General features: G+C 68.7%; 19 protein-coding genes. 8 read left to right on the top strand and 11 right to left on the bottom strand.

All coding sequences use genetic code 11. The features are described 5' to 3' along the window. Window positions 1-11 precede the first annotated feature (11 nt). From ACYVF6_RS12545 to ACYVF6_RS12535, 3 genes are all read left to right on the top strand, one after another. Complete coding sequence (locus tag ACYVF6_RS12545; protein ID WP_460520482.1) at window positions 12-875, top strand: Rossmann-fold NAD(P)-binding domain-containing protein; 864 nt, start codon at window positions 12-14, stop codon at window positions 873-875. Between the two features lie 101 nt (window positions 876-976). Continuing rightward, window positions 977-1,516: a DinB family protein gene (locus ACYVF6_RS12540; protein WP_460520480.1), complete on the top strand. Its 540-nt coding sequence runs from the start codon at window positions 977-979 to the stop codon at window positions 1,514-1,516. 329 nt (window positions 1,517-1,845) lie between these two features. Continuing rightward, window positions 1,846-4,644, top strand: a complete 2,799-nt coding sequence (locus tag ACYVF6_RS12535; protein ID WP_460520477.1) for an ATP-binding protein — start codon at window positions 1,846-1,848, stop codon at window positions 4,642-4,644. Window positions 4,645-4,741: 97 nt separating this feature from the next. Here the strand turns inward: ACYVF6_RS12535 and ACYVF6_RS12530 are convergent, their stop codons facing one another. The 3 genes from ACYVF6_RS12530 to ACYVF6_RS12520 form a co-directional block, all read right to left on the bottom strand. Then, on the bottom strand, window positions 4,742-5,125 hold the full coding sequence (locus tag ACYVF6_RS12530; protein WP_460520475.1) for a VOC family protein: 384 nt from the start codon (window positions 5,123-5,125) through the stop codon (window positions 4,742-4,744). 138 nt (window positions 5,126-5,263) lie between these two features. Beyond that, window positions 5,264-7,576, bottom strand: a complete 2,313-nt coding sequence (locus ACYVF6_RS12525; protein ID WP_460520473.1) for an alpha/beta fold hydrolase — start codon at window positions 7,574-7,576, stop codon at window positions 5,264-5,266. A 76-nt stretch (window positions 7,577-7,652) separates the two neighbouring features. Beyond that, a complete protein-coding gene (locus ACYVF6_RS12520) occupies window positions 7,653-9,716 on the bottom strand; it encodes a hypothetical protein (protein WP_460520471.1) in 2,064 nt (687 codons plus the stop codon). Between the two features lie 485 nt (window positions 9,717-10,201). Here ACYVF6_RS12520 and ACYVF6_RS12515 point away from each other — a divergent pair, with 485 nt between their 5' ends. Next, the gene (locus ACYVF6_RS12515) at window positions 10,202-10,411 is read left to right on the top strand and encodes a hypothetical protein (protein WP_460520469.1); all 210 of its coding nucleotides are present in this window, start codon (window positions 10,202-10,204) and stop codon (window positions 10,409-10,411) included. Window positions 10,412-10,911: 500 nt separating this feature from the next. Beyond that, window positions 10,912-11,628: an MFS transporter gene (locus tag ACYVF6_RS12510; RefSeq protein WP_460520467.1), complete on the top strand. Its 717-nt coding sequence runs from the start codon at window positions 10,912-10,914 to the stop codon at window positions 11,626-11,628. An 86-nt stretch (window positions 11,629-11,714) separates the two neighbouring features. Here ACYVF6_RS12510 and ACYVF6_RS12505 read toward each other — a convergent pair whose 3' ends face one another. The 4 genes from ACYVF6_RS12505 to ACYVF6_RS12490 all read right to left on the bottom strand — a co-directional run bounded on the left by ACYVF6_RS12505 (window position 11,715) and on the right by ACYVF6_RS12490 (window position 15,639). Next, a complete protein-coding gene (locus ACYVF6_RS12505) occupies window positions 11,715-12,125 on the bottom strand; it encodes a VOC family protein (RefSeq protein ID WP_460520465.1) in 411 nt (136 codons plus the stop codon). Between the two features lie 56 nt (window positions 12,126-12,181). After that, the gene (locus ACYVF6_RS12500) at window positions 12,182-12,874 is read right to left on the bottom strand and encodes a transcriptional regulator (protein WP_460520463.1); all 693 of its coding nucleotides are present in this window, start codon (window positions 12,872-12,874) and stop codon (window positions 12,182-12,184) included. Further along, window positions 12,871-14,112 carry a sensor histidine kinase gene (locus ACYVF6_RS12495; RefSeq protein ID WP_460520461.1) on the bottom strand — a complete coding sequence of 414 codons (1,242 nt, stop codon included), beginning with the start codon at window positions 14,110-14,112 and terminating at the stop codon, window positions 12,871-12,873. Before ACYVF6_RS12495 ends, ACYVF6_RS12500 begins: the two co-directional genes overlap by 4 nt. A gap of 129 nt (window positions 14,113-14,241) precedes the next feature. Then, window positions 14,242-15,639, bottom strand: a complete 1,398-nt coding sequence (locus tag ACYVF6_RS12490; protein ID WP_460520459.1) for an MFS transporter — start codon at window positions 15,637-15,639, stop codon at window positions 14,242-14,244. Window positions 15,640-15,710: 71 nt separating this feature from the next. On the opposite strand from ACYVF6_RS12490, the gene ACYVF6_RS12485 reads away from it, so the two are divergent. Next, window positions 15,711-16,697, top strand: coding sequence for a helix-turn-helix domain-containing protein (locus ACYVF6_RS12485; protein WP_460520457.1), 987 nt, complete (start codon window positions 15,711-15,713; stop codon window positions 16,695-16,697). Here ACYVF6_RS12485 and ACYVF6_RS12480 read toward each other — a convergent pair. The 3 genes from ACYVF6_RS12480 to ACYVF6_RS12470 form a co-directional block, all read right to left on the bottom strand. Further along, on the bottom strand, window positions 16,681-17,649 hold the full coding sequence (locus ACYVF6_RS12480; RefSeq protein WP_460520455.1) for a Rieske 2Fe-2S domain-containing protein: 969 nt from the start codon (window positions 17,647-17,649) through the stop codon (window positions 16,681-16,683). The genes ACYVF6_RS12485 and ACYVF6_RS12480 overlap by 17 nt on opposite strands. Then, window positions 17,646-18,791, bottom strand: a complete 1,146-nt coding sequence (locus tag ACYVF6_RS12475; RefSeq protein WP_460520453.1) for a monooxygenase — start codon at window positions 18,789-18,791, stop codon at window positions 17,646-17,648. Before ACYVF6_RS12475 ends, ACYVF6_RS12480 begins: the two co-directional genes overlap by 4 nt. Before the next feature lie 277 nt (window positions 18,792-19,068). Next, window positions 19,069-19,542, bottom strand: coding sequence for an ester cyclase (locus ACYVF6_RS12470; protein WP_460520451.1), 474 nt, complete (start codon window positions 19,540-19,542; stop codon window positions 19,069-19,071). A gap of 487 nt (window positions 19,543-20,029) precedes the next feature. On the opposite strand from ACYVF6_RS12470, the gene ACYVF6_RS12465 reads away from it, so the two are divergent. Together ACYVF6_RS12465 and ACYVF6_RS12460 are read left to right on the top strand one after the other, a co-directional pair. Next, entirely contained in the window at window positions 20,030-20,665 is a 636-nt protein-coding gene (locus ACYVF6_RS12465; RefSeq protein WP_460520449.1) for a class I SAM-dependent methyltransferase, read from the top strand. 31 nt (window positions 20,666-20,696) lie between these two features. Next, window positions 20,697-21,023, top strand: a complete 327-nt coding sequence (locus tag ACYVF6_RS12460; RefSeq protein ID WP_460520447.1) for a cupin domain-containing protein — start codon at window positions 20,697-20,699, stop codon at window positions 21,021-21,023. Between the two features lie 181 nt (window positions 21,024-21,204). On the opposite strand, the gene ACYVF6_RS12455 is transcribed toward ACYVF6_RS12460, so the two are convergent. After that, on the bottom strand, window positions 21,205-22,296 hold the full coding sequence (locus ACYVF6_RS12455; protein WP_460520445.1) for an asparaginase: 1,092 nt from the start codon (window positions 22,294-22,296) through the stop codon (window positions 21,205-21,207). Between the last annotated feature and the right edge of the window lie 223 nt (window positions 22,297-22,519).

The raw sequence follows: 22,519 nt of genomic DNA, 5'->3' as shown, positions 1-22,519 counted from the left end.
GGCAGGAAACAATGAGCCGTTCGCAGATCGGCGGCAAGGTCTTGGTGACGGGCGCGACCGGCAATGTCGGCCGGGAGGTTGCCGCCCAGCTCGCGGCCACGGGCGCTGAGGTGTGCGCGTTCGTGCGCGATCGACGGACGGCCCGCTTGCCAGAAGGCACCGAGGCCGCGGAGGGCGACTTGTCCGTCCCGGAAACGCTGGAACGGGCGTTGGCCGGCGTCGGGGCGGTGTTCCTGATCTGGCCGTTCCTGACGGCCGACGGCGCGTCCGCCGCCCTGGACGCGATCGCGCGGACCGCCCGCCGCGTGGTGTACCTGTCATCGTCGGTTGTCGACGACGGGACCGAGCGGCAGGCCGATCCCGTTGGTCAGCTTCATGCCGATATGGAGGGCCTGGTCGAGGCTTCGGGCTTGGAGTGGACCATCCTGCGGGCCGACACGCTCGCCTCCAACACCCTGGGTTGGGCCGGGCAGATCCGTGCCGGGGACGTTGTTCGCGGACCTGGCATCGCCCCCACGGCTGTGATCGACCCGCGCGACGTGGCGGCTGTCGCGGTGCGGGCGCTGGCCGGCGACGGGGTTGCAGGTGCCAAGCTCGTGTTGACGGGCCCGCAACCGCTGGACAGAGCCGAGCAGGTCGCCACGATCGGGCAGGTGGTCGGACGCTCGCTGCGGTTCGAGGAGGTCCCTGTGGCCGCCGCGCGCGAGCAGATGCTGGCAGACGGCAGGCCGCCGGCCCTGGTGGAGGCCCTGCTGGCCAGCGCGGAGAACCGGCCGGCCTCGAACCTGGTCACCCCGACGGTGGAAAACGTCACCGGACGGCCGCCCCGAACGTTCCAGGAATGGGCCACCGACCACGCCGACGCTTTCCGCTGACGCGGCCCGTCGCCGCGAGATCGTTCACCGAGCACAGTCACCGCCGTCCGTTCAGCCTGGGCAGGAACGTGCCTGCCGTTGATTTCTGTGAGGAGCCGCAGTTGACGAGCACCTGGGAGACCGCCGCTGCCTTGCGCGCCGACCCTGACCCGGCCGCGTGCGAGCGGGACATGCTCAGCCAGTACCTCGACTTCCAGCGCGCGACCGTGCTCGCGAAGACGGCCGGGCTGGACCGCGGGCAGATGGCCGTGCGGCTGCCGACATCGTCGTTGACGCTCGGCGGGCTGCTGTACCACCTGGCGCTGGTCGAGGAGGGGTGGTTCGAGGCCCGGTTCGCCGGGCTGCCGGACCGCGAGCCATGGGCCGGAGTTGACTGGGACGCCGACCCGGACTGGGAGTTCCGCACCGGAGCGGACCTGGATCCTGAGGAGCTACGGCGACGGTATTTGGACGCCTGCGAGCGCAGCCGCCAGGTCACCGCGCAGGCGGCCGGCCTTCACCAGGAGTCAGTCAAACCACTGGCCAACGGTCGGCCGTTCACTTTGCGCTGGGTGCTCCTGCACCTCATCGAGGAGACTGCCCGGCACGCCGGCCACGCCGACCTGATCCGCGAAGCCGTCGACGGGACCACCGGCGAGTGAAGAGCCGGCTGGATCGCACGTGCCCGGCTGCGGCGCACGGCTGCTCATTCCGAGTTCGAGATGCGACATGGCACCAGCCGAGTGCGCGCCGCGCACGGGTGGCGCGCCTTGTGCCGTACGAAAGGAGTGCAGTCGGTGAGCAGTCGTCGACGAGCAGCTTCGACAGCAGGATCGCGCCGTATGGTGGCTAGACGCGGGATCCGGCCTGAATGTTCTTGTGTCGCGTCCCGTGAGGAGGGGCGTCACCGCCCGAGACGCTCGGATCGACGGTGGCCCCGGAGCCTACGGAGCGCGCGGTGGCTCCTTCCACGTTGTGAGGATGAGTTCGTGTGGGCAAACTGTTTGGGCGTGCGGGGGAGCAGGCGGCGATTGGCCGATTGCTGGCGGATGCGAGGGCGGGGCGCAGCGGCGTGCTGGTGCTCCTGGGCGAGGCCGGGATAGGCAAGTCTGTCTTGCTGCAGGACGCGGCCGGACGGGCCGAAGGAATGCGGGTGCTGCGGACCGGCGGGGTTTCCTCGGAGGCAGAACTGCCGTTCGCCGGGTTGCATCTGCTGCTGAAGACCGTCACCGACCGGATCGAAGATCTTCCGGGTGGGCAGGCAGCGGCTTTGCGGGGAGCGTTGGGGCTGGGTCCGGCGCGAGGCGCGGACCAGTTCGCTGTCGGTGTGGCGCTGCTGACGTTGTTGTCGGACTTGGCCGGAGAGCGTGGGCTGCTCGTACTGGTGGACGATGCTCACTGGCTGGACCGGGCGTCGATCGGGGCGCTGGTGTTCGCCGCCCGGCGGTTGGACGCCGAGGGTGTCGCGCTGCTGCTGGCGGCCCGCCCCGGCGAGGGTGATCGCGGCCGGGTCCTGGCGGGCGGTGGGCTTCCCGAGTTGGAGCTGGCGGCGCTGGATGATGAGGCCGCCGATGCGTTGCTGGTCGAGCACGCCGGGGAGCTGGCCGCGTCGGTACGCACGCGGATCATCGCCGAGGCAGGGGGAAACCCCTTGGCGTTGCTGGAGATGCCCAGGGGGCTGTCGGCCGCGCAGCGGCTGGATTCGATGGCGCAGCCGCTGCCGGTGGCGGTGACGGCCGCTCCGGTTCTGTCACGTGTGCAGGCGTCCTTCGCCGACCGGTTCAAGCAGTTGCCTGCCCCGGCCCGGACGCTGCTCCTGGTCGCGGCCGCGGACGACACCGGTTCGTTGGGTGTGGTGGTGGAGGCAGCCAGGCGGCTGGGCAGTCGAATCGAGGACGCGGAGCCTGCCGAGCGCGACGGCCTGATCGAGCTGACCGCTGCCTCGTTGGTGTTCCGGCACCCGCTGGTGCGGGCCGCCGTCTATCGCAGTTCCCCGCTCGGCGAGCGGATCGCCGCCCACCATGCGCTGGCGGCGGTGCTGCTGGTACCGGAGCAGGCCGACCGGCGCGCTTGGCACCTGGCGGCCGCGACCGTGGAAGTGGATGAGACGGTCGCCGCCGCCCTGGAGCAAGCCGCGAACCGGGCCAGGGATCGGGGCGGGATCGCGGCGGTGGCGGCGGCGTTGGAGCGTGCGGCCCAGCTCACCCGCGACCCGCGGGTCAGAGCGGGTCGGCTGGTCGGTGCGGCCGAGGCGGCGCTGAAGGCCGGCCAGCCCGACCGTGCGGTCGCTCTCGCGGACCTGGCCGCCGGCGTCGGCGACTATCTCGAGCTGCGGGCGCGTATCGCTGCCGTTCGCGCGGACGTGGCGAAGTTCTTCCGGGGGTCGCCTCAAGTGGCCGCCCAGATCCGCCTGGATGGCGCCATCCGCCTCACGGAGCAGGCCCACGCGACTGCCGCCAGCCTGCTGGGCGCGGCTGCCGTCGACGCCTGGTTCGGCGGTGACCGCGTGATCGCGGACCGCGCGATGACCGCGCTGGAGGCGCTGCCTCCCTCCGACCAGGACGACGCGAACAACCTGGCCGCGATGGCACGGGCCCTGCGGCGACTGCTCGCCGACGAGTTCGAGGTCGCGTTGCCGCTTCTTCACAAGCTGGTTGCTCACCCTGAAGAGGCGGCCTCGGAGCAACCCGTCAGCTTGATCGACCACCCTGTCTATCTCGCAGCGTGGATCGGTGACGACCAGGCAGCCATGGCCCTGGCGGTGGAGCAGGTGGCCGCGTGCCGCGCCCATGGCGCGATCGGCACCCTCCCGCTGGCGCTCGGTGTCCTGGCCTGGGCGGAGCTGTGCGCCGGACAGCACAAGGACGCACGGGCCTGGGCGTCCGAAGGTCTGCGGCTCGGCCAGGACACCGGCCAGGTCGAAGCGCTGGACCAGCTCGGCGCGACCCTTGCGCGGCTGGCGGCCATCGAGGGTGACCGGGCGCGTTGTGAGGAGCTGGCCAAGCCCGCCGTTGCCGAGCCGAGCCGCCGGGGACTCACGCTGGCGCTGAGTGTCGCCGCCCTGAACCTGCTCGACGTCGGCCTGGGCTGCTACGACGAGGTGCTGGAGCGCCTGGATCTGATTCCCCGAGGCACGATCGGAGATGTGATCATGCCGGCCTTCAGCGTGCCCGACCAGATCGAGGCCGCGGTGCGCGCCGGAGCAGTGGCCACGGCCGAAACACTGCTGGAGCGGTACCAGGCGTGGACGAGTCATACGGGCCAGGCGTGGGCGGCTGCGGTCGCCCACCGCTGCCAGGCACTGGTTCACCCCGACCGGGACGCCCAGCAGCACTACGCCGCGGCGCTCCAGCTGCATGCGGACGGCCGGCGTCCTTTCGAGCGCGCTCGCACCCGGCTGGCCTACGGCCAATTGTTGCGCCGCAACCGGCAGCGCGCCGAGGCCCGCGCCCCGCTCCGCGCCGCCTGGCGCACATTCACCCATCTGGGCGCAGCCCCGTGGGGCAAGCAGGCCCTGGCAGAGTTGCGCGCGGCCGGCGAGACCGTCCAGCCTCCGCCGGCCAGTCCCGACCCGCTTCGCACCCTCACCCCTCAGGAGCTGCGCGTCGTGCGCGAGGCCGCATCCGGCGCGAGTAACCGTGACATCGGCGCGCAGTTGTTCCTGAGCCCTCGCACCGTCGGCTACCACCTCTACAAGGCGTTTCCCAAGCTGGGCATCACTTCCCGCCACGAACTCACCCGCCTGAACCTCGACCCCCCGGAGGACGTGGACCAGGGAGGCGGAAGCTAGACCGCGGCCGTGACCTCCAGCGGCTACCGGATCACACAGCCACCTGCCAGGCTGCCGGGCTCACCTGGACGACGGCGTTGCTCACCGAGATGGTGCTTCACGCCCGAAATGCGCCGCGGCCCTCCCGCACCTGCAGCAGATTCCCGTCCTGATCCTGAAACCTCGCGGCGAAACCCCACGGAAACTCGAGCATCTCGGGAGGTTCGAACGTCACTCCGCGCGATCTCAGCCTCTCGAACTCCGCCCGGCAGTCTTCCACCTCAATGGTGTAAACAGCCGAACCCGGCTTCGCTGTGGCGGGCGTGCCCGGCCACAGAACGAGCTCGAAGTCCTGACCCTCAACGCCGACAGTCAGGAAACGCGGTCCGCCGGGTATCGGGTAGTCACTCCGTTTCTCAAAGCCGATGACGTTCGTGTAGTAGTCGAGTGCCTTGTCCTGATCGCTCACCAGCAGCGCCACGTACGCCACTTTTCTCAGCATCTTCGTCTCCGTTCTCGGTCCTCGAACAGATCGCCCGAGTACATCCCTGTGCCGTCACCGTAGCTACGGGCCAAGAGACCGCGAATCCGTCACATGACTGGGACTTGAGAGTCAACGCGCGAAGCGCCCGCTGGTCGGTCACGCCGCGGACGAGGCGGCGTGGGTGGTGACGGTGTGGAGGAAGTCCAGCAGGAGCGCGTTCACGTGGTCGGGTGCGTCGAGTTGCATCCAGTGGCCGGCGTCCTCGAGCCGCTCGTACCGCCAGTCGCTGACGACGTGTTGGCTGGTGCCGGTCATCGCTGCTTCGGTGACGGCATGGTCGCCGATGCTCCAGACGCCCATGGTCGGCACCTGGATCGGCGGTAGTTCGGGGGAGGGTGCAAGCAGCGTCTCAGGTGGCAGCACCGCGCGGTAGAGACCGAGCCCGGCGGTCAGCGCACCGGGTGCCCGCATCCTGTCCACTACCTCGTCGATGTCGGGATGGCGCGCCCAGGCCCGCAGGTTGGCGAAGTCGTCCTGCGACAGCCACTGCTCGGCCGGGCCCGGGAACTGGAAGAGCAGCATGTACCACGACTTCTCGCGTTGCTCCCAGCCGGCGGCACGGAACGCGGCGGGGTGGCCGACCGACAGGCAGGTCAGGCTGGAGACTCGGCCAGGTGCCATCGCGGCGAGCATGCAGCCGATCGCGCCACCCCAATCGTGCCCGACGACGTTGGCGCGCGGTATGTCGAGCCGGTCCAGTAGGCCGAGCAGGTCGCCGACCACCTGGAGCAGGCCGTAGCCGCTGACGTCATCCGGTTTGTCCGAGGCACCGAAGCCGCGCAGGTCCGGGGCGATCGTGCGGTACCCGGCGGCGTTCAACGCCGGCACTTGTCGCCGCCAGAGCGCATGGGTGTCCGGCCAGCCGTGCAGCAGCAGGACCGGCTCACCGGCCCCTTCGTCCTGTACGAACAGCCGTATCCCGTCGAGGGTGACCAGGTGTGCCTCGTCCGGTACTGGAGCCGGGACAGTGTGGGCCGGAACTGTCCGTCCCTCGACCGCGGCGACGAGTTCGTCGTGCCGGGGTGCGCCGGCGGGGTAGCGCGGCCGGTTGGCGCCGAGACGGATCACCTTCTCGAGCAGGCCGGGCACGGCCAGCGCTTCCGGCGGCGTGGCCAGCATCGACGCGATCGCTGTCTGGGCGCGCAGCGCGTCGGGGTCGCGCATGGCTGCGGCGTACAGGGCCTTGGACATGGCCCACGCGGGGTCGGGTGTGCGGTACGGCACGCCCGCGAGGTCGGCGTCGATCTCGGCGAGCCGGTGCCGGTCGAAGGTGCGGGTCGCGCGGTACCACGGCGTGACCGCCTCTTCGGTGGCCGTGTCGAAGGCGTGCGCCAGCTCCTCGGGGTGGTCCGGCGTGACCTGGCGCAGGACGTCCCGCAGCGCCAAGGCGTGCAGCAGCCCTATCGAGGCGCCCCGTCCGACGGACGGATTGGTGCACGCCCAGGCGTCCCCGAGCGCGACCAGCCCGGTGGCCACCGGCTCGCCATCCACCACGAACCGCCGGTAGCGGTCCTCGATCCCGGCGATCACCTGCACCCCGGTGATCGGTTCGCCGTCCAGCCAGCCCGCCATTCTCGGCAGTCGCGCCATCGCGCGCGACCAGGCCGCCTCGTCGCGCAGGCCGCGCAGGCTCTGGTCGCGCGATGACGTCACGAACCCAACGCCCCAGGTGTCGCAGTCCGCGGTGACATCGGCGGGCAGGGTGAGGACCGAGAAGCCGTGGAAGTGCTGGAGGATCAGCCCGGACGGCTCGGGCAGCCGACCCTCGCGGCCGCGGAAGTGACGGCAGTAGTACACGAACCCCGCCTCTTCGCGTTCCTCGAGCGGCCGCCGGGCGCCCGCGGCCTCCAACATGCCCGCCACGGCGGAGCGGCGGCCGGAGGCGTCGACGACCAGGTCGGCGCGAACCGTCGAACCGCCCGCGACCAGGACGCCGGTGACGTGGGGGAGCCCGCCCGGCCCGGGTTCGGTGAGCAGCCCGGTGACGCGCACGCCTCGATGGATCCCGACGCCCGCCGTCCGCGCGGCCACTCCCGCCGCTGCTGCCTCGATCACCGGCCGACGGGCCGTGACGGTCTCGAACCGCTCGTCTCCTGGCCGCCGTCCACCGGTGACCTTCGCGGGAAGCGCGTGCAGCGAGCTCCAGCGCCGTCCTCCGCGTCCCTCGAGCTCGGCGACGACCTCGGGCAGCTCGGCGGTCATGGTCGCCGTCCACCGCGGCAGCAAGAAGTGCAACTGGTTGAACTGATTCACCCCACGGCGTTCCCAGGTCTTCCAGAGCTCATCGTTGTCGCCCCGCGGCTCGGCCGGGTCGCGTTCCAGCACGGTGACCCGGTGGCCGTCGTGCGCGAGCAGCATTGCCGTCGCGAGCCCGTTCAGCCCGGCACCGAGCACGAGAATGTCCGACATGGTTCCCACCCTCCGGTCAGTACGCCCGGGCTGGTGCCCGGGATACTTCACGGCCAACGGTGGGTCGTTCAGCTGCTCACCTGCCAGACCATTCGGTGCTCACTTCCTGTCCACCCTGCCCGTCGGACGGCAGCCGCACCTCGCCGATCTCGAGCGCCCACAGCAGGTCGGTGAGCCGCTCGTGGGCGCGGGCCAGGTGGCGTCGGTAGGTCGAGAACGGCAGGCCGAGCACCTCCGCGGCGGCCTCCTGCGTGGGCGCGGCGTGGACGTAGGTGCGGTCCAGCACCCGCCCCAGCGACTCCGACCGCGGCTCACAGGCAACGCGTTCGATACCGGCGACCAAGGTGCGGCGGAGCCGGCGGGCCGACACAGCGTCGAGGTCCATGGCCAGCCGGGAGCCCATCAGCTCGTTGTCCTGCAGCCGGTCCGGCCGGTGCAGGTCGCGCAGAGCCGCGCGCAGAGACGTCTTGAAGCGTTCCCGGGACAGTGGCGGCGACCGCAGCAGGGAGGCGGGCGCCGGGCCGGACTCGCCCGTGAGCTCCCGTTCGCCCAGCAGGTCGTACCAGCGCTCCGGGGGCAGCCGACGCCAGTCGATGCCGTAGAGCGTGTACGAGCGGCCGGAGTACTCCACATGCAGCTGGGTGGTCAGCGCGAGGTAGGTGAAGATCGGCCCCCAGAACTCCGGGTCCGTGGTTGCCACGAACGACCAGGCCAAGGCACGGGTGGTCCACAGCACGGTCGAGCTGACCGAGCCGACGACCACTGCGTACGGGTCTCGCTGGTACCCGGCATGCCCCCCGAAGAAGCGCGCGACGGTGACCTGCTCTCCGGGACGAGCGGGCGACGTCCGGGCGATCGTGTCGAGCGCCACCTGCACCACCGGATCGCCGTCGACGAGCGCGGGGTCAGCCGGGTGGAGGGTGTGCAGGGCGAAGGCGTCGATCCCGGTCCCGGTGGCCGAGGGGACCACCGAGAGGTTCTCCGGCTGGGCGTCCAGCCAGCGGGCGGCGAGGTTCGCGCTCTTCGTGCCCTCGAACCGCTCGACGAGCTCGAGCACCGCCGGATGGTCCACGACCCGGCCTGGAGCGACGATGCCGGTGCCGCGCTGGCGCAGAGTCCAGAACGAGACCGCGAGCGGGCTGCGCCGGTGCAGGAAGAGCTTCTGATGTGCCCAGAGCCGACGTTCGCTCTCGTCGGGCGAGCGCAGGGCGGTCCAGGAGTGCTCGTGGAACGTCCGGTGCACGCGGCGGTACGTCGCGGGCGAACGGCGGCGCAGATCGGCATCGAGCACGTCGCGCACCAGGTCGTGGGGGTAGACGCCGTAGGTCCCTCGGGTCACCCAGGGCCGGGTCTCCAGCCAGGCCCACACCTCGGGCGCCCTCCGGCCGAGCAACTCGTCGATGACGTCCTGGGTGGTCAGCCAGCCGTGCGCGCAGAGTGCCATCGCCAGGGCGTGGTCGTCGTCGGGTGCCTCGTCCACGAGCCGGGTTGCCAGCGCCGCGACCAGATCGGGCACTTCGGCGAGGTCATCCGAGATGTCGGCCGCCCCGGCGGCGTCGGCCAGCATCGCCAGGGTCAGCGGGTGGCCGCGCCCGATCCGGGCCAGCCGGCCGCGATGTTCGTCCGGAACGCCCGCGTGTGCGAGCAGATGCCTGCTCTCGACGGGGTCGAGGACGTCCAGCGGCAGGCATTCCGCGACGGTGCGCCAGCCGGGATCCGTCCGCCACGCCGGCGCCGGAGGGTTGCGGCCGGCCAGCACGACCACGACCGCCTGGGGGAGCGACGCGACGAGCCGGTCGCGTACCCAGTCATCGACCGTGGACAACCGCTCGTACCCGTCGATGAGCAGCACCGACGGCCCACCGGAGCGGATCGCGCGGACCGCCCTCCCCAGTCCTTCCGGCGAGCCGTCCACATCCTCGCCGTCGACGCTGACGACCGTCCTCCCTGCCGCCTGCGCACGCACCCGGAACTGGTGCAACAACGCGGTCTTGCCCAACCCGCCGGCCCCGTGCACGAGCATGACCCGGTACGGCGCGCGCCCGTCGAGGGCGGCCTCGAAGCTCGCGAGCTCGGCTGTCCGTCCGACGAATGCCCTCGTCCGTGCGGCGTCGACGATGGTGGCCAGATCTTCGGCCATGCGCCCAGCGTAGGCCGGGTCCGCCGGGCCGCGTCGCCAATCTGGGAAGTGGGCGTCAGGTGTTCTGCGCATGCTCGAGCAGGACGAGTAGCGTCTCGCGCAGTTCGGCGACTTGCTTGCCGCGGCGTCCGCCAAGGGGTGCCAGCCGTTGCTCTTCCAGTTCGATCACCGCTGCTCTGGCGGCTGTGAGGACGCTGGCGCCGTGGTCGGTAATGCTTAGTTGAAGCGCGCGGGTGTCGGTGGGATGGCCGAGGCGTTCGACCAGCCCTGAACGCTGCAGTCCGCGGATCCAGTTGAGCTCGCCAGCGCAAGGTCAGCCGCCATGCCAGGTGGCCTATCGAGGGTGCGTCCGCAGGTCTCGCCATGCGGCTTACAACGCGCCATTTCCCGACGAGTCGTACCTGGCGGCCGCGCGGCAGTTTCCGCTGCTGGTGCCCGTCACTCCGGATGACCCGGCGGCGGAGCCCAACCGCCGGGCGTGGCGGGTGCTCGAGACCCTGCGAACGCCGTTCCTGTGCGCCTTCAGCGATGAGGGCTTCGACATCGCCGGCGGCGCGACGCCGTTCCGTGAGCGCATACCCGGTGCACGAAGCCAGCCGAACATCACCATCGAGAACGCCGGACACTTCCTGCAAGAAGGCCAGGCAACCGAATTCGCCGAAGTCGTCAACAGCTTCGTCCGCGCCTCTCACTAATCGGTCTTCAGCCTCAATCACTTACGAGACAGCCCTGGGGCAACCCGGATGTGCGTAGAACATGCGGTGGACATGGCACGGTTGCATGATATTGCCACAAGCACTCCTGGGCGTCCTGGCTCAGCTGACCCAGCAGGTCATCGCGATTGGTACGGTGCTCGCTCTGCGAGCCGACAATGGATCACTCGTCTACGCGGGCTTGGCGGCCGGGGCCTTCTCCATCGGAGCAGGGATCGCTCGCCCGATACACGGTCGGTTGATCGACAGGTACGGCCCATCCACGACACTGGCCGCGACAGCCCTTGTCCACGTGGTTGCGGTGGTCGGTCTGACGGAGAGTCCCATCCGTGGTCCAGCCGGCTGGGCTCCAGTGGGGGTTCGCGTGCCTTGCTGGGATCGGCCTGCCACCGGTGTCGATCGCCATGCGCATTGAGTGGGCACGTCGCATGCCGCCGGAGTGCCGCGCCACGGCGTACGGCCTGGTCCTCACCGTTCAAGAGATGGCGATCCTTGTCGGGCCGCTGCTGTTCGGGGCGCTGATGGTCTGGGCGTCAGCATCGCTCGCGCTTGATGTGATCGCGATGGCCTCGGCTGTCGGCGCTCTCGGGCTGTCCCTTGTCATGCGGCGAACGCCGCCGCAGCGGGCCGGTGAGTCTGGTGGAAAGGTGCTCCGGAACGGCGACATGAGGCGGCTGCTCGTGGTGATCGTGATGCTGGGCGGGGCTTTCGGCGCCTTGGAGGTTGGAGTTCCCGCACTTGCGTCGGCGAACAACGTACCGGCTGCAAGTGGTGTACTGGTGGCGATCACCTCCGTGGGCGGCATCGTCGGTGCACTCTGTTATGGATCGGTGAAGTGGGGAGCTCGCCCCGCGGTCCGGCTCGTCTTCATCCTCCTCGCCGCGGGGCTGGCGCTGATCCCAGCAGGGTTCGTGACCAAGCTCTATGTTCTGGCAGCAGTCCTGTTCCTGGTGGGTGCCGCCTTCAACCAGGCGCTGACGACCGCGTCGCTGATCGTCGATCGTCTTGATGTCCGGCGAGCCGAGGCATTCGGCTGGCTGTCGACAGCGCTCAGCGCCGGTGCCGCGGTCGGCGCCGGACTCGCCGGCTTCACGGCCGAACACACAACTGCGGGTCGCGTCTTCGTTGCCGCAGCGGTGTTCGCGGCACTCGGCGTAGTGCTTGCCGTCTCCCTTGCGCGCCGCCCGGAATGCGCCTGAGAAACGGAGGCTCAAGAGCGCTAGGACAGCAGGAGAGCAACGTTGGTGACAATCGAGGCCAGCTCGAACCCGTGCTGTGCGCGAAGTCAGTCTGGTGCGGGCTGGAACAGCTCTATCAGGTTTCCGGCGGGGTCGTGGAGCAGGATCTGGCGTCCGGCGGGGCCGGAGACAATGTCGCTTCGGAAGGTCAGTCCGGCAGTGCGTAGTCGTTCGATCTCGGCGTCGAGGTCGTCAACGATGAGGTGGATGCGGTTACGCCCGGCCGTGGCAGCGTCATCGGGTGTGGCGCGGGCGCCGGAGGACGCAGGCCCGGACAGGAGTAGCCGCAGTGAGCCGCGGCGGACGTCGGCTAGAGCGGGTGCGGCGTCGAAGGCGACGCTGAAGCCGAGGTGGTTGGTGTAGAAGTCGACAGCTGCCCGCACATCGTCGACGATGTAGCGGACACTGGCAGTGTCAATCGGATCAGTCGGATCGATCGAATCAGTCGGCTCGGCCATAGTGGCGAATTCTCCTTGCTGCGTCCCGCCGAGGCTTTGCATTGGCCTAAGGCGGGTCATGGGCTGGGGCTGACCAGTCCTGTTTGGTACGCGATGACGACCAGTTGCGCACGGTCGCGGGCACCAAGTTTCACCATCGCGTGGCTGACATGGGTGCGTGCGGTGGCCGGGCTGAGCGACAACTCGGCACCGATCTCGTTGTTACTCAGCCCTTGTCCCACCAGGGCCAGTACTTGGCGCTCGCGTTCGGTCAGCATGGCGAGCCGTTCATCGGCGACCTGGGAAACAACTCGTCGCGCGATGAACTGGCCGATGAGGCGTCTGGTGATACGCGGCGCCAGTAGCGCTTCTCCGGCTGCGATTACGCGGATGGCATGGAGGAGCTCGGCCGGACCGGCGTCCTTGAGGAGGAAGCCGCTCGCGCCGGCATGCAGCGCCTCGAAGACGTAGTCGTCGGTGTCGTAGGTGGTGAGGACGAGAACGCGAACCTGCTCCAACCCGGGCGTCCTGGCGATCCCGGTGATGGCCTGGATTCCGTCCAGCTTCGGCATGCGGATGTCCATGAGGACGACGTGGGGGCGGGTTGCGCGAGCCTGCTCGATGGCTTCGGCCCCGTCGGTGGCTTCCCCCACGACCGTGATGTCTTCTTCGAGATCGAGCAGAACCCTGAAGCCGGTTCGAACCAGCCTCTCGTCATCGGCGAGCAGCACCTTGATCGGGCCGCCGGTGGACAGGGCCCCAGCATTCATAGGCCCGCCTCGGTTGGCGCGAGAGGAAGTCGTGCCCGGACTTCGAACCCGCCGCCCGGACGCGGACCGCTGTCGAGTTGTCCGCCCAGCAGTTGACAGCGCTCGCGCATACCGAGGATCCCGCGGCCGGGTTCGGCCGGGCAATCGCCTCGCGTCGAAGGACGGCCAGTCTGGCGAGGACCCTCGTCGGTCACGCGGATCTCCAGGACGTCGACGCCTGGGCTCAGCGCCACGGTCACCCGAGTCGGGCCGACGTGGCGGATCACGTTGGTGATCGACTCTTGCAGGATTCGGTACGCAACGCTGTCCACGGCGCTCGGCAACTGGGTTGCGGGCGAGGACCCCTCGAGTTCGACGTCGAGTCCGGCCTCGCGTGCCTTTGTGGTGAGTTCGTTGAGTTGTCCCATGCCGGGATATGGTGCCCGCCCGTAGTTGCCGTCACCGTCTTCGCGGAGAACGCCGAGGATCGCTCGCATCTCGTGCAGCGCCCGAGAGCTGGTCTGCTCGATCGTCTGCAGTGCCTCGCGTGCCCATTCCGGCCTCTTGTCGAGTACGTGAGCGGTGACACCGGACTGGACGTTGATGATCGCGATGGCGTGCGCGACGGTGTCGTGGACCTCGCGTGCGATCCGGAGCCGTTCGGTGGTGACCCGCGCCCGGGCAACCTCCTCACGCGTCCGCTCGGCAAGCGCGGCGCGCTCCTGCGCATCGGTCGCGATGACTCGCCGGGATCGCACGGACTCGCCGAGAGCCGCGCTCATGACCGACGCGCCGATCCGGAAGAACACCCAGCCGATGGCGGCGCGTGGCTCGATGTCGGCGGCCGCGATCAGCCAACTGGTGGCGAGCACGGTGATCCCCACGCCGGCGATCGCCACGGACCGGCGGCCGTCACCATACGCGGCGACGGTGTACAGGGCGACGAAGAGCGCGAGCCAGCCAGGCCCGTCCGGAAAGTCGAAGCCGTAGTACGCCATGCTGGCCAGCGCGACGATGACGAACACCGGCACCGGCCACCGGCGACGGACGGCAACGACAGCCCCCGTTGCCAGCAGCAGGGCGTATCCCAGGTATCCAAGGTCGGTCAATGGCCGCGCCGCCACATCGTCCGCACCGCTGACCACGGTGCCCTGAACCTGCATCACTGTGACGAAGAGCGCGAGCAACACGTCCTGGACCACTGGGGGCAGACGCCACGACCGCACCCGCGACTCCAAGAGCGCGGCGGGTTGTTCCATACCGGGATCCTACGGCCCTCGTGTGCGAGGGCACACCATCCAGACGCGCGACGCGCCTACGACAGCAGACGTAGAAGAGACGGGCCGGCTACGTCGAACTACGTAGGACGTTCCATCGGCTGTCGGAGGTCACAGCTGGGATTTCTGTGTCCTGCGTTGACGGGGTGGATGGGTAGACCGCCCGAGAGGGGCACGCAGCCCGACGATCCCTGTGACGATGGCGCTGGCCAGGACGATCAACCAACCACGGCGCAAACCTGCCAGGCCAACGAGACTGCCGGTCGTCACCATGGCGACGAGGAGCGCGACGCCCAGCGCCGAGCCGAGTTGGCGTGCGGTCGTGAGGACGGCGGAGGCGGAAGACAGGTCGTCGGCAGCCGCGGCCGACGCGGTCCCGAACAACGCCGGCTGGATCAGTCCGTTGGCAACTCCCCAGAGCACGAGGCTCGGGAGCACGCTGGCGCCGTACGCGGGAGTGTCGCCGGCTGTCAGCAAGGACCATAGTCCGGCCAGCCCAAAACTGGCTGATCCGATCAGAACGCTGCTGTGGAAGCCGAACCGCGCTATGAGCCGGCCGGAAAACGGAGCGATGACGCTTGCGACGAGAGGACCTGGCGCGATCGCCAGTGCCGTGCGCAGCGCGCTGTAGTGCCACGTGTTGGTGAGCAGCAGCGTGGTTCCGAGCAGGATGGCCGCGAAACCCGTGTAGTAGCTGAGGATTCCGATGACGCCGGCCCGGAGCCGGATGACAGTGAGTAGCCCGGGCGCCAGAATCGGGTCGGGATGCCGCTTCAGGTGTACGACGAGGACCGGGACGAGTATGCCGGCGGCGGCGAGCGCGGACCAGATCCATTCGCCGGGCCATTCCCGTACTTCGACCAGTGCGGTGCAGACCAGCCCGGCGGCCACGAGGATCAGCAGGGCACCCAGAAGGTCGAGCCGTCGCGAGCGCCGTACGCCATCGAGCGGGAGGTACCGCCGGCCGACCAGTACAGTGCCGGCGACCAGGGGTATGTTGATCAAGAAGATCCACCGCCAGTCGATGGCGATCAACAGCCCGCCGAGTACCGGACCGGCGCTGGCCGCGACGGCCCCCAGTGCCGCCCAGATTCCGACCGCCGTCCCGCGACGCCGTTCGCCGAACGCGGACATGGCGAGACCCAGGGACGTCGGCATCAGCACACTGGCGCCGACAGCCTGTAGTCCCCGACTCGCGATCAGGACGAAGAGTGTGGGCGCGACGGCGCAGCCGACGGACGCGATGCCAAACAGGATCAGCCCAGAGAAGAAGCATCGACGACGACCGAGGTTGTCGGCCAGCCGTCCGGCGGGGATCAGGAGCGCGGCCAGCACGATCGTGTAGACGTTCAAGACCCAGGAGACGTCCGAGAGGCTTGCGGGCGCGAAGTCCTGGCGCAGCGTCGGGTAGGCGATGTTCACCACCCACAGATCCAGGATGGTCAGGCAGTTGGCTACGGACGCGACCGAGACCACAACCCATCGGCCGCGGGAGGACTGGGCTGTCATGCTTCCGACGATCCCGCGGACGTACCGTGCCGACCAGTGTCACGAATGACAATGTCCGCTAAATTAGTGACATGGCTACGCACCAGGTCTCAGTAGCGATCACCGAGGGGATGCCGATCTTCGAGGCGGCCATCCCGTGCGAGGTCTTCGGGCGCGCTCGAAGCGGGCTGCCAGACGCGTGGTACGACTTCAAGGTGTGCTCGTCCGAACCGGGCCAGACCCACACCGACGTTGGCTTCGCGGTCTCGTCACCCCACGGGCTCGATCAACTCGCGGACGCGGATACCGTCATCGTTCCCGCCTGCGCCAACCTCCTCCACGACCTGCCGTCCGACCTGGTCGCGGCCGTTCGCGCCGCGTACGAACGGGGTGCTCGGATCGTCTCCCTCTGCACCGGCGCTTTCGTCCTCGCGGAGGCCGGCGCCCTCGACGGTCGCCGGGCAACCGTGCACTGGATGTACGCCGACCAGCTCGCGCGGCGCTATCCGAAGGTCCACGTCGACCCCGCCGTGCTCTACATCGACGAGGGCCAGGTCCTCACCAGCGCCGGAACCACCGCGGGACTTGACCTGTGTCTGCACCTGGTGCGCCTCGACCACGGATCAGAGGTCGCCAACCTGCTCGCCCGGCGGCTGGTCATGCCGCCACACCGCGGTGGCGGGCAAGCACAGTTCGTGGACGCCCCGGTCCCTGCCGCCAAGGACGACAGTCTGGGGCCGCTCATGGAATGGGCGGTCGCGCATCTCGATCACCCGATCACCATCGCCGACCTGGCACGCCGCGAACACCTGACCCCTCGGACGTTCATCCGGAGGTTCCAGGCGGCGATCGGCACCTCCCCGCTCCGCTGGCTCCTGGCACAGCGAATACAGCGAGCGCGGCTGCTGCTCGAGTCAACTGACGAACCTCCTTCGCGGGTCGCGCAACTCAGCGGCCTTGGGGGAGAAGCCAACCTGCGGCATCACTTCGCCCGGACCGTGGGCGTACCGCCCGTCGAATATCGGCGTGCGTTCCGGGACCAGAGGTCGACATCAGCAGGGATCAATTCACCATCGTGACTTGGCCGTTGATGACCGTTATCGGGATCTGGGTCAGTGGTGTGGGTGCGGGTCCTCCGGTCACCTGTCCGTTCTCGTCGAACGAGGAGCCGTGGCAGGGGCAGCGAAATCCGGGTCCGACGTAGGTGACTGGACAACCGTGATGGGTGCAGGTGGCGTTGAACGCCAGGAACGTGTCCGGGGCTGGGTGTAGGAGATAGGCGGGCGCTCCGTTTGACGCGGTGAAGCTCATCGATGATCCGACAGCGAGGTCGGCGGCGACGGCGATCACGGGTCCGGCCTTCGCCTGTGGACTTGCGGAGTCCGTCGATGAGTCCACAGAGCGGTGTGAACGCGCCAGCGCGCTGCCCACAGGGACTCCGACAGCGGTCGCCGACGCCGCGATCAGACCGCCCCGCAGTACGGTACGCCGCTCGACGTCGTTCTGTACGGCTGCTCCTTCGTCAGGTGAGGCGTGCATCGGCAGACCGAGTGTGTGACGCGCCTTCGCGCGCAGCCAGGCGGTCGACGACAGGACCCCGGCGTCGCCCGCGATCAGCAGCGGAGTCCATGCGAAGGCGAAGCCGATGTCGGCCCCGTAGTAGTACGGCCAGGTCGTCCAGCTCACTGTCAGGAAGTAGCTGACCGAGAGCAGGACACCGCCGAGTGCGGCGAGTCGGGTGAACAGGCCCAGCAGCGTGCCGAGCCCGATCGTGATCTCGACGAAGGCGATCGCCAGGCCTGTGAGGGTTGAGTGTTCGGCGGACAGTGACACCAGTCGGCCGATCGGGGAGCGCGCGGCAGCGTGCAGCATCTGAGCGTGGACTCCAAGCGGTGACGCGTCGTCCAGGTAGTGCGTGTCGAAGAGCTTGGACAGGCCGGCGTACAGGAAGGTGCCACCGAGAAAGGCGCGCAGCGGCAGCAGTGCCCAGGCCGGCGGCCGCAGCGGGGAGTCCAGGCGTACAGCCGTCATTTCGTAGCTGTGACGGTCAACCAGCCGACGCACATCTCGTCGCTGGTGCCGTCACCCCAGACCGTGTACCGCGGAGGGAGCTTGCTCAGCTCTGGCAGTTGACGCCGCAGGGTGGCGTCGTGGGTACAGGTGACCCGCAGGGTATCTCCCGGCTTGACGTCGACGGGGGTGGGCAATGGGTGTGTCTGCTGGTTGTCGAAGTCGAACGTGGGGACATCGAGGAGGGTACGAGCCTGCTTGGTGCCGGGATTGAGCTCGACCTTGATCGAGCGTCCGAGCAGGTGCATGTGTCCAAATCCCGCGTACACCGTCATGGGTTGGGTTACGGGGTAGTCGCAGTGCTGGGTGTTGCCGGGTACCGGCTTGCCGTTTCCGCAAAGGTGCAGTAGTTGCTGCTCGATTCTCCCGACTTCGGGTCCGAACCGCTTGGTGACATCCGCGATCGACGCGGCGCGGTCGCACAGCACACCGGACTCACCGCTGGCGCACGGGAGTTCGATCGGTGCCTGCAACGGGAGATTGCGTAGCGGTTTGGTGGCCGGTGTTCCGCTGGTCAGTCGCAGCCGGATGCCGGACCGGTCTGTTTCCCCCGCATGCCCGCCGGTGGCCAACAGGTTGTAATGAACCTGGAGAATCAACACGCTGCCAGGCTTGACGGGATACCCGATGTCCTGTTTCAGAACGGCTTCCATGGCGTTAGGGGTCCAGGCGCCGACCCAGGTCGCACGTCTCAGACCCAAACCGGTGTCGCCGAAGCAGGTCCAGCCCTGACCTGGCGTCCCGGCGTCCTTGGCCCGCGCCCGTGCTGCGTACTCAGGTGGGACCAACTGGACAACGGCGTGATGCAGCACCTTGACGTTCTGCGGCTCGAACTGAACCCCACTCAGGAACGCCGGCTTGGTCAGGTGCGGATCCATCAGAAGGCAGCGGTAGTCGTCGGTGCCGCCATTGGGAGCAGACGGCGTGTAGGGCTCCGGCAGGGACAGGTTCCGGAATCGTTCGCCAGCGCGTAACGGCTGCGCCGCCGGGGGCGAGGAGACACTGTGGCTGGTGGGCGACGGCGCGTGAGCCTCAGGCTCCGCGGATCCCGATCCACATGCAGTAGCCCCCACCGCCACCGAACAGATCGCCAGGGTGACCATTCGCCACTGCTTCATCCATCGTGTCATGTCGACCTCTCTTGTCCAGCGGGGGTTTCAGGGCTCACGCTTCACCTGAATCCATCCCGTCTCTGTTGGATCGAATCCGTGGAGGTTCTTCGCGCATTCGATTGTCGCGTCCGGCGAGAGCACCCGTCCTCCGACGACCGGAGGCAACGCCTACACAATCCTGCGTACAGACCACGTGCCCGACTACCCCCGTCGTCGTAGACAGTCGCGTCACCTGAACCCGTACAGTCCAGACCCGCCGCACTCGCCATCAAACGTCTCCGACTACCACGCCGAGCTGTCGCAGCTGTGCGAGGAGATCGACAACCCCCCAGATCTCGGCGATTCGGCCGCCGGCGAAGCGGAAGATGAAGATCTCGTCGTACGTGACAAACCTGCCAGTCGGTGGCCGGCCCCTGTACTCGCCCTGGTGGGTGCCGGTCACCGTGTTCCTGCAGACAACCTTGTCGCCCTCAGCGATCACGTCCTCGACCTTCACGTGAACGTCGGGGAAGGCGCGAAGGAGCAACGCCCACACCCGCTTGAGCGCTTGTGCTCCTGGCGTATCCATCGGCGCCGGCGTGTGGAACAGAACGTTGGGCTCCACGATCTCGTCGATTGCCGTCGATATGACGTCCACATCACCGGTGTTCAGGGCATCCAGGAAACGGAAGAACACCGCCCTGTTGGTTGTTGCGGTTGACATCTGCCTTCTCCGACCCATGAAGGCGATACTCGCGTCCACGACACGGCAATGTCCTCCGGCGGTGGATGGTCGTGGAGTACGGGAATCTGCGTAGGCGCTCCGCGTTTGACGACGCCCGTTGTCGTAGCCGAGCGCGCGCTTGGCCGGAGACCGCGTTCAGCATCGTCGATCGCTGACGCGCCGGCCGCGGGCCGATCGCCCCTGGCGGTGGAGGACCTGACGGAGGCGGAAGTCCTCAGATTCGAGGGACGTCCAGCATCGGTGCGGGGACTCGGCGTACATCTACCGTGGGCCGTGGTGGAGTCGGGCGAGATCCGGAGGTAGGACGACATGGTGGCAAAACCAGCGACAGGGCGGCATATCTCCGCACCAACGCCCGCGCTGCCGGGCGGCGGCTTGGACCCCGCCCGGATGCCGGGTCACTGGTTGCTGGCCAGGCTGGGAAAACGGGTGCTCCGGCCTGGAGGCGTGGAGCTGACCCGGTGGATGCTCGACACGCTCGACATCGGCCGATCAGGTTGTCGAGTTGGCGGCCGGCCTGGGTGCCACGGCCCGCCTCACGCTGGACCATGATCCGGGCGGGTACGTCGGTGTCGATCGCGACGAAGCGGTGGTCGCCGGGCTGGCCGCCCTGGCCGACGCGGGTCAGCGCGTACGCGGACAGCGCGCGGACGCTCAGCACACCGGACTGCCGAGTCGTAGCGCCACCGTGGTCTACGGCGAGGCGATGCTGACCATGCAACCCGACCCTGCCAAGCGCCGGATCGTACGCGAGGCCCACCGGCTGCTCGGGCCGTCGGGACACTACGGCATCCACGAGCTCTGCCTTGTTCCGGACGACATCGACGCCGCGCTGGCCGACGAGATCAACGCGGCGCTGAGCGAGGCGATCCATGTCGGTGCGAGGCCGCTGACCAGAGCCGGATGGCGTGAGCTGCTGGCGTCCGAAGGATTCACACCTGTTGCCGAACGCGCCGTACCGATGCGCCTGCTCGAGACGCGCCGGCTGATTGCCGACGAGGGCGCGTTCGGCGCGTTCCGGGTCCTCCTTCGCACCCTGCACGATGGCCCGGCCAGGCGCCGCGTGCTGCGGATGCGTGCGGTGTTTCGCCGCTACCGGGACCAGCTCGCAGCCGTCAGCGTGGTGGCCAAACGCGCGTGACGTTCGCGTTCAAACAGACCGAGGAGATGACATGTCCGCAACGGTGATCGCCGACCTGGCGTCGGAACTGGAGATCCCGCGAGAAGGCACCCTCAGCAAGGTGCTCTACCGCGACGAGCGGCTTCGCGTGGTCGGTTTCGCGTTCGACACCGATCAGGAGCTGACCGAACACAGCTCGGCCCTGCCCGTCGTGATCCAGGTCGTCCGTGGGCGGCTAGCTCTCACGCTTGGCGACCAGAAGACCGAAGCGGTGCCGGAATCGTGGGTCCACCTCCCGGCCCGGTTGCCGCACACGGTCCACGCGCTCGAGCCGACCGTCATGCTGCTGACAATGCTGCCTGACGACGGTGCGGCGTGACCGGTCATCGCCTCGCCGAGCTGCCGGCACGGCCGGCATCTCCCTGGAGACGGCGTACGCGGCTTGTGGCGCTCCGATCGATCAGACACTGGGAAGCCGTCACCGGGGCAGTCCGGGCTGCTGCGCGTGGAGGCACATCCGGCAAAGACCGTCGCGTTCTCTACCGGCTGCCCGCGGGAACTCAATGGTTGACGCCCGCCACCTTGGCGGCTCCGTAGGTGGCGAACCAGTCGCTGATCTGCCGGGTGTCGGTGGTCTGCGACAACGCCAGCAGCAGGAAGATCCGGGCTTTGTTCGCCGGGAGGTCCTCGGCCCCGATGACACCGATGCTCGGGTCCACGTGCACCGCGCCGGCTCCGTATCCGTTGGCGGCGACGATGACGACGCCTTGCTTGGCCGCGGCCATGCCGGCCCGGGTCTGGGCGGGGGAGGGCGTCCCGGAAATGACCAGGCCGCCGACACGGGCAGCGGCGAACGCAGTCACCGCTTCTGGTCCCGCGTCGATGTAGGCCGGTACGATCTCCACTCTCGGCAGGTCCTCTGCCGCGGTCCTGGTGAGGTCGAACGGTGTCCGCCAGGCGGCGGGGTTGGCACAGTCGCGCACTCTCGATGGCGCCCGCTGGATCCTGATCTCCTTCTCGTCGACGGTCCCGAGGTCGCCGTACTCCCTGGTCTGGAAGGTGTTCACCCGCAGCGTGTCGGTCTTGGTCACCTCGCGAGCCGGGAAGATTTGGTCGTTCATCAAGACGGTGGTACCGAAACAACGGGTCATCGTGCTGGCAGCCAGTCGTACGGCGTTGTAGAGGTTCGGCGGACCGTCGCTGCCGATGACGTTCCACGGCCGCATCGCGCCCGTGACGACAACAGGTTTCTGGCTGCGCACGGTCAGATCCAGGAAGTACGCCAGCGCCTCCATCTCAGCGGTACCGCTGGTGACCACGACGGCATCCGACGTCCTCAGCCGTGCGTCAACGAGGCGGGAGACCGCGGCGTAATCGGCGATCGTGAACTCTCCAGAGCCCTTCTGGCCGTAGTCCTCACTCGTAATCCTTGCGAGGTCACCGATTTCTGGTTGGAGGTCCTTGACCAAATCCGCGACCGGCAGCTTTCCCGGCTGGTAACTCTCGAAGCCGACGCGCGAGCTGGCCCGGCCGGCGATGGTCCCGCCCATTCCGATGATGGCCACCTTCGGTTCGGAACGAGCCGGCCGGTCACGGGAACCCGCGGCCGGGGGAGCCGAAAGCGCTGCGCCGGCGGTAGCACCCCCGATCATGACAACACCCAACGCGGCGGCAACAGCTACCTGAGCAACGCGGTTGAAGGACATGGGGGCAAGCATGCGCAGGTTCGCCCATGGACCACATCCAGGCTGATCCCTGATACGTAAAGGATTCCCCTCAGGGTTACCCTCACAACACCGAGCACAGAGGTTCAGCAGGCCCGAGACATCCGCTGGCGCCGGCCGAGCAGATGGCGCAGCCGCGGATCCGGCAGAA

This window comes from Flindersiella endophytica, assembly GCF_054779015.1.
This window is presented reverse-complemented; position numbering and strand designations above follow the sequence as displayed.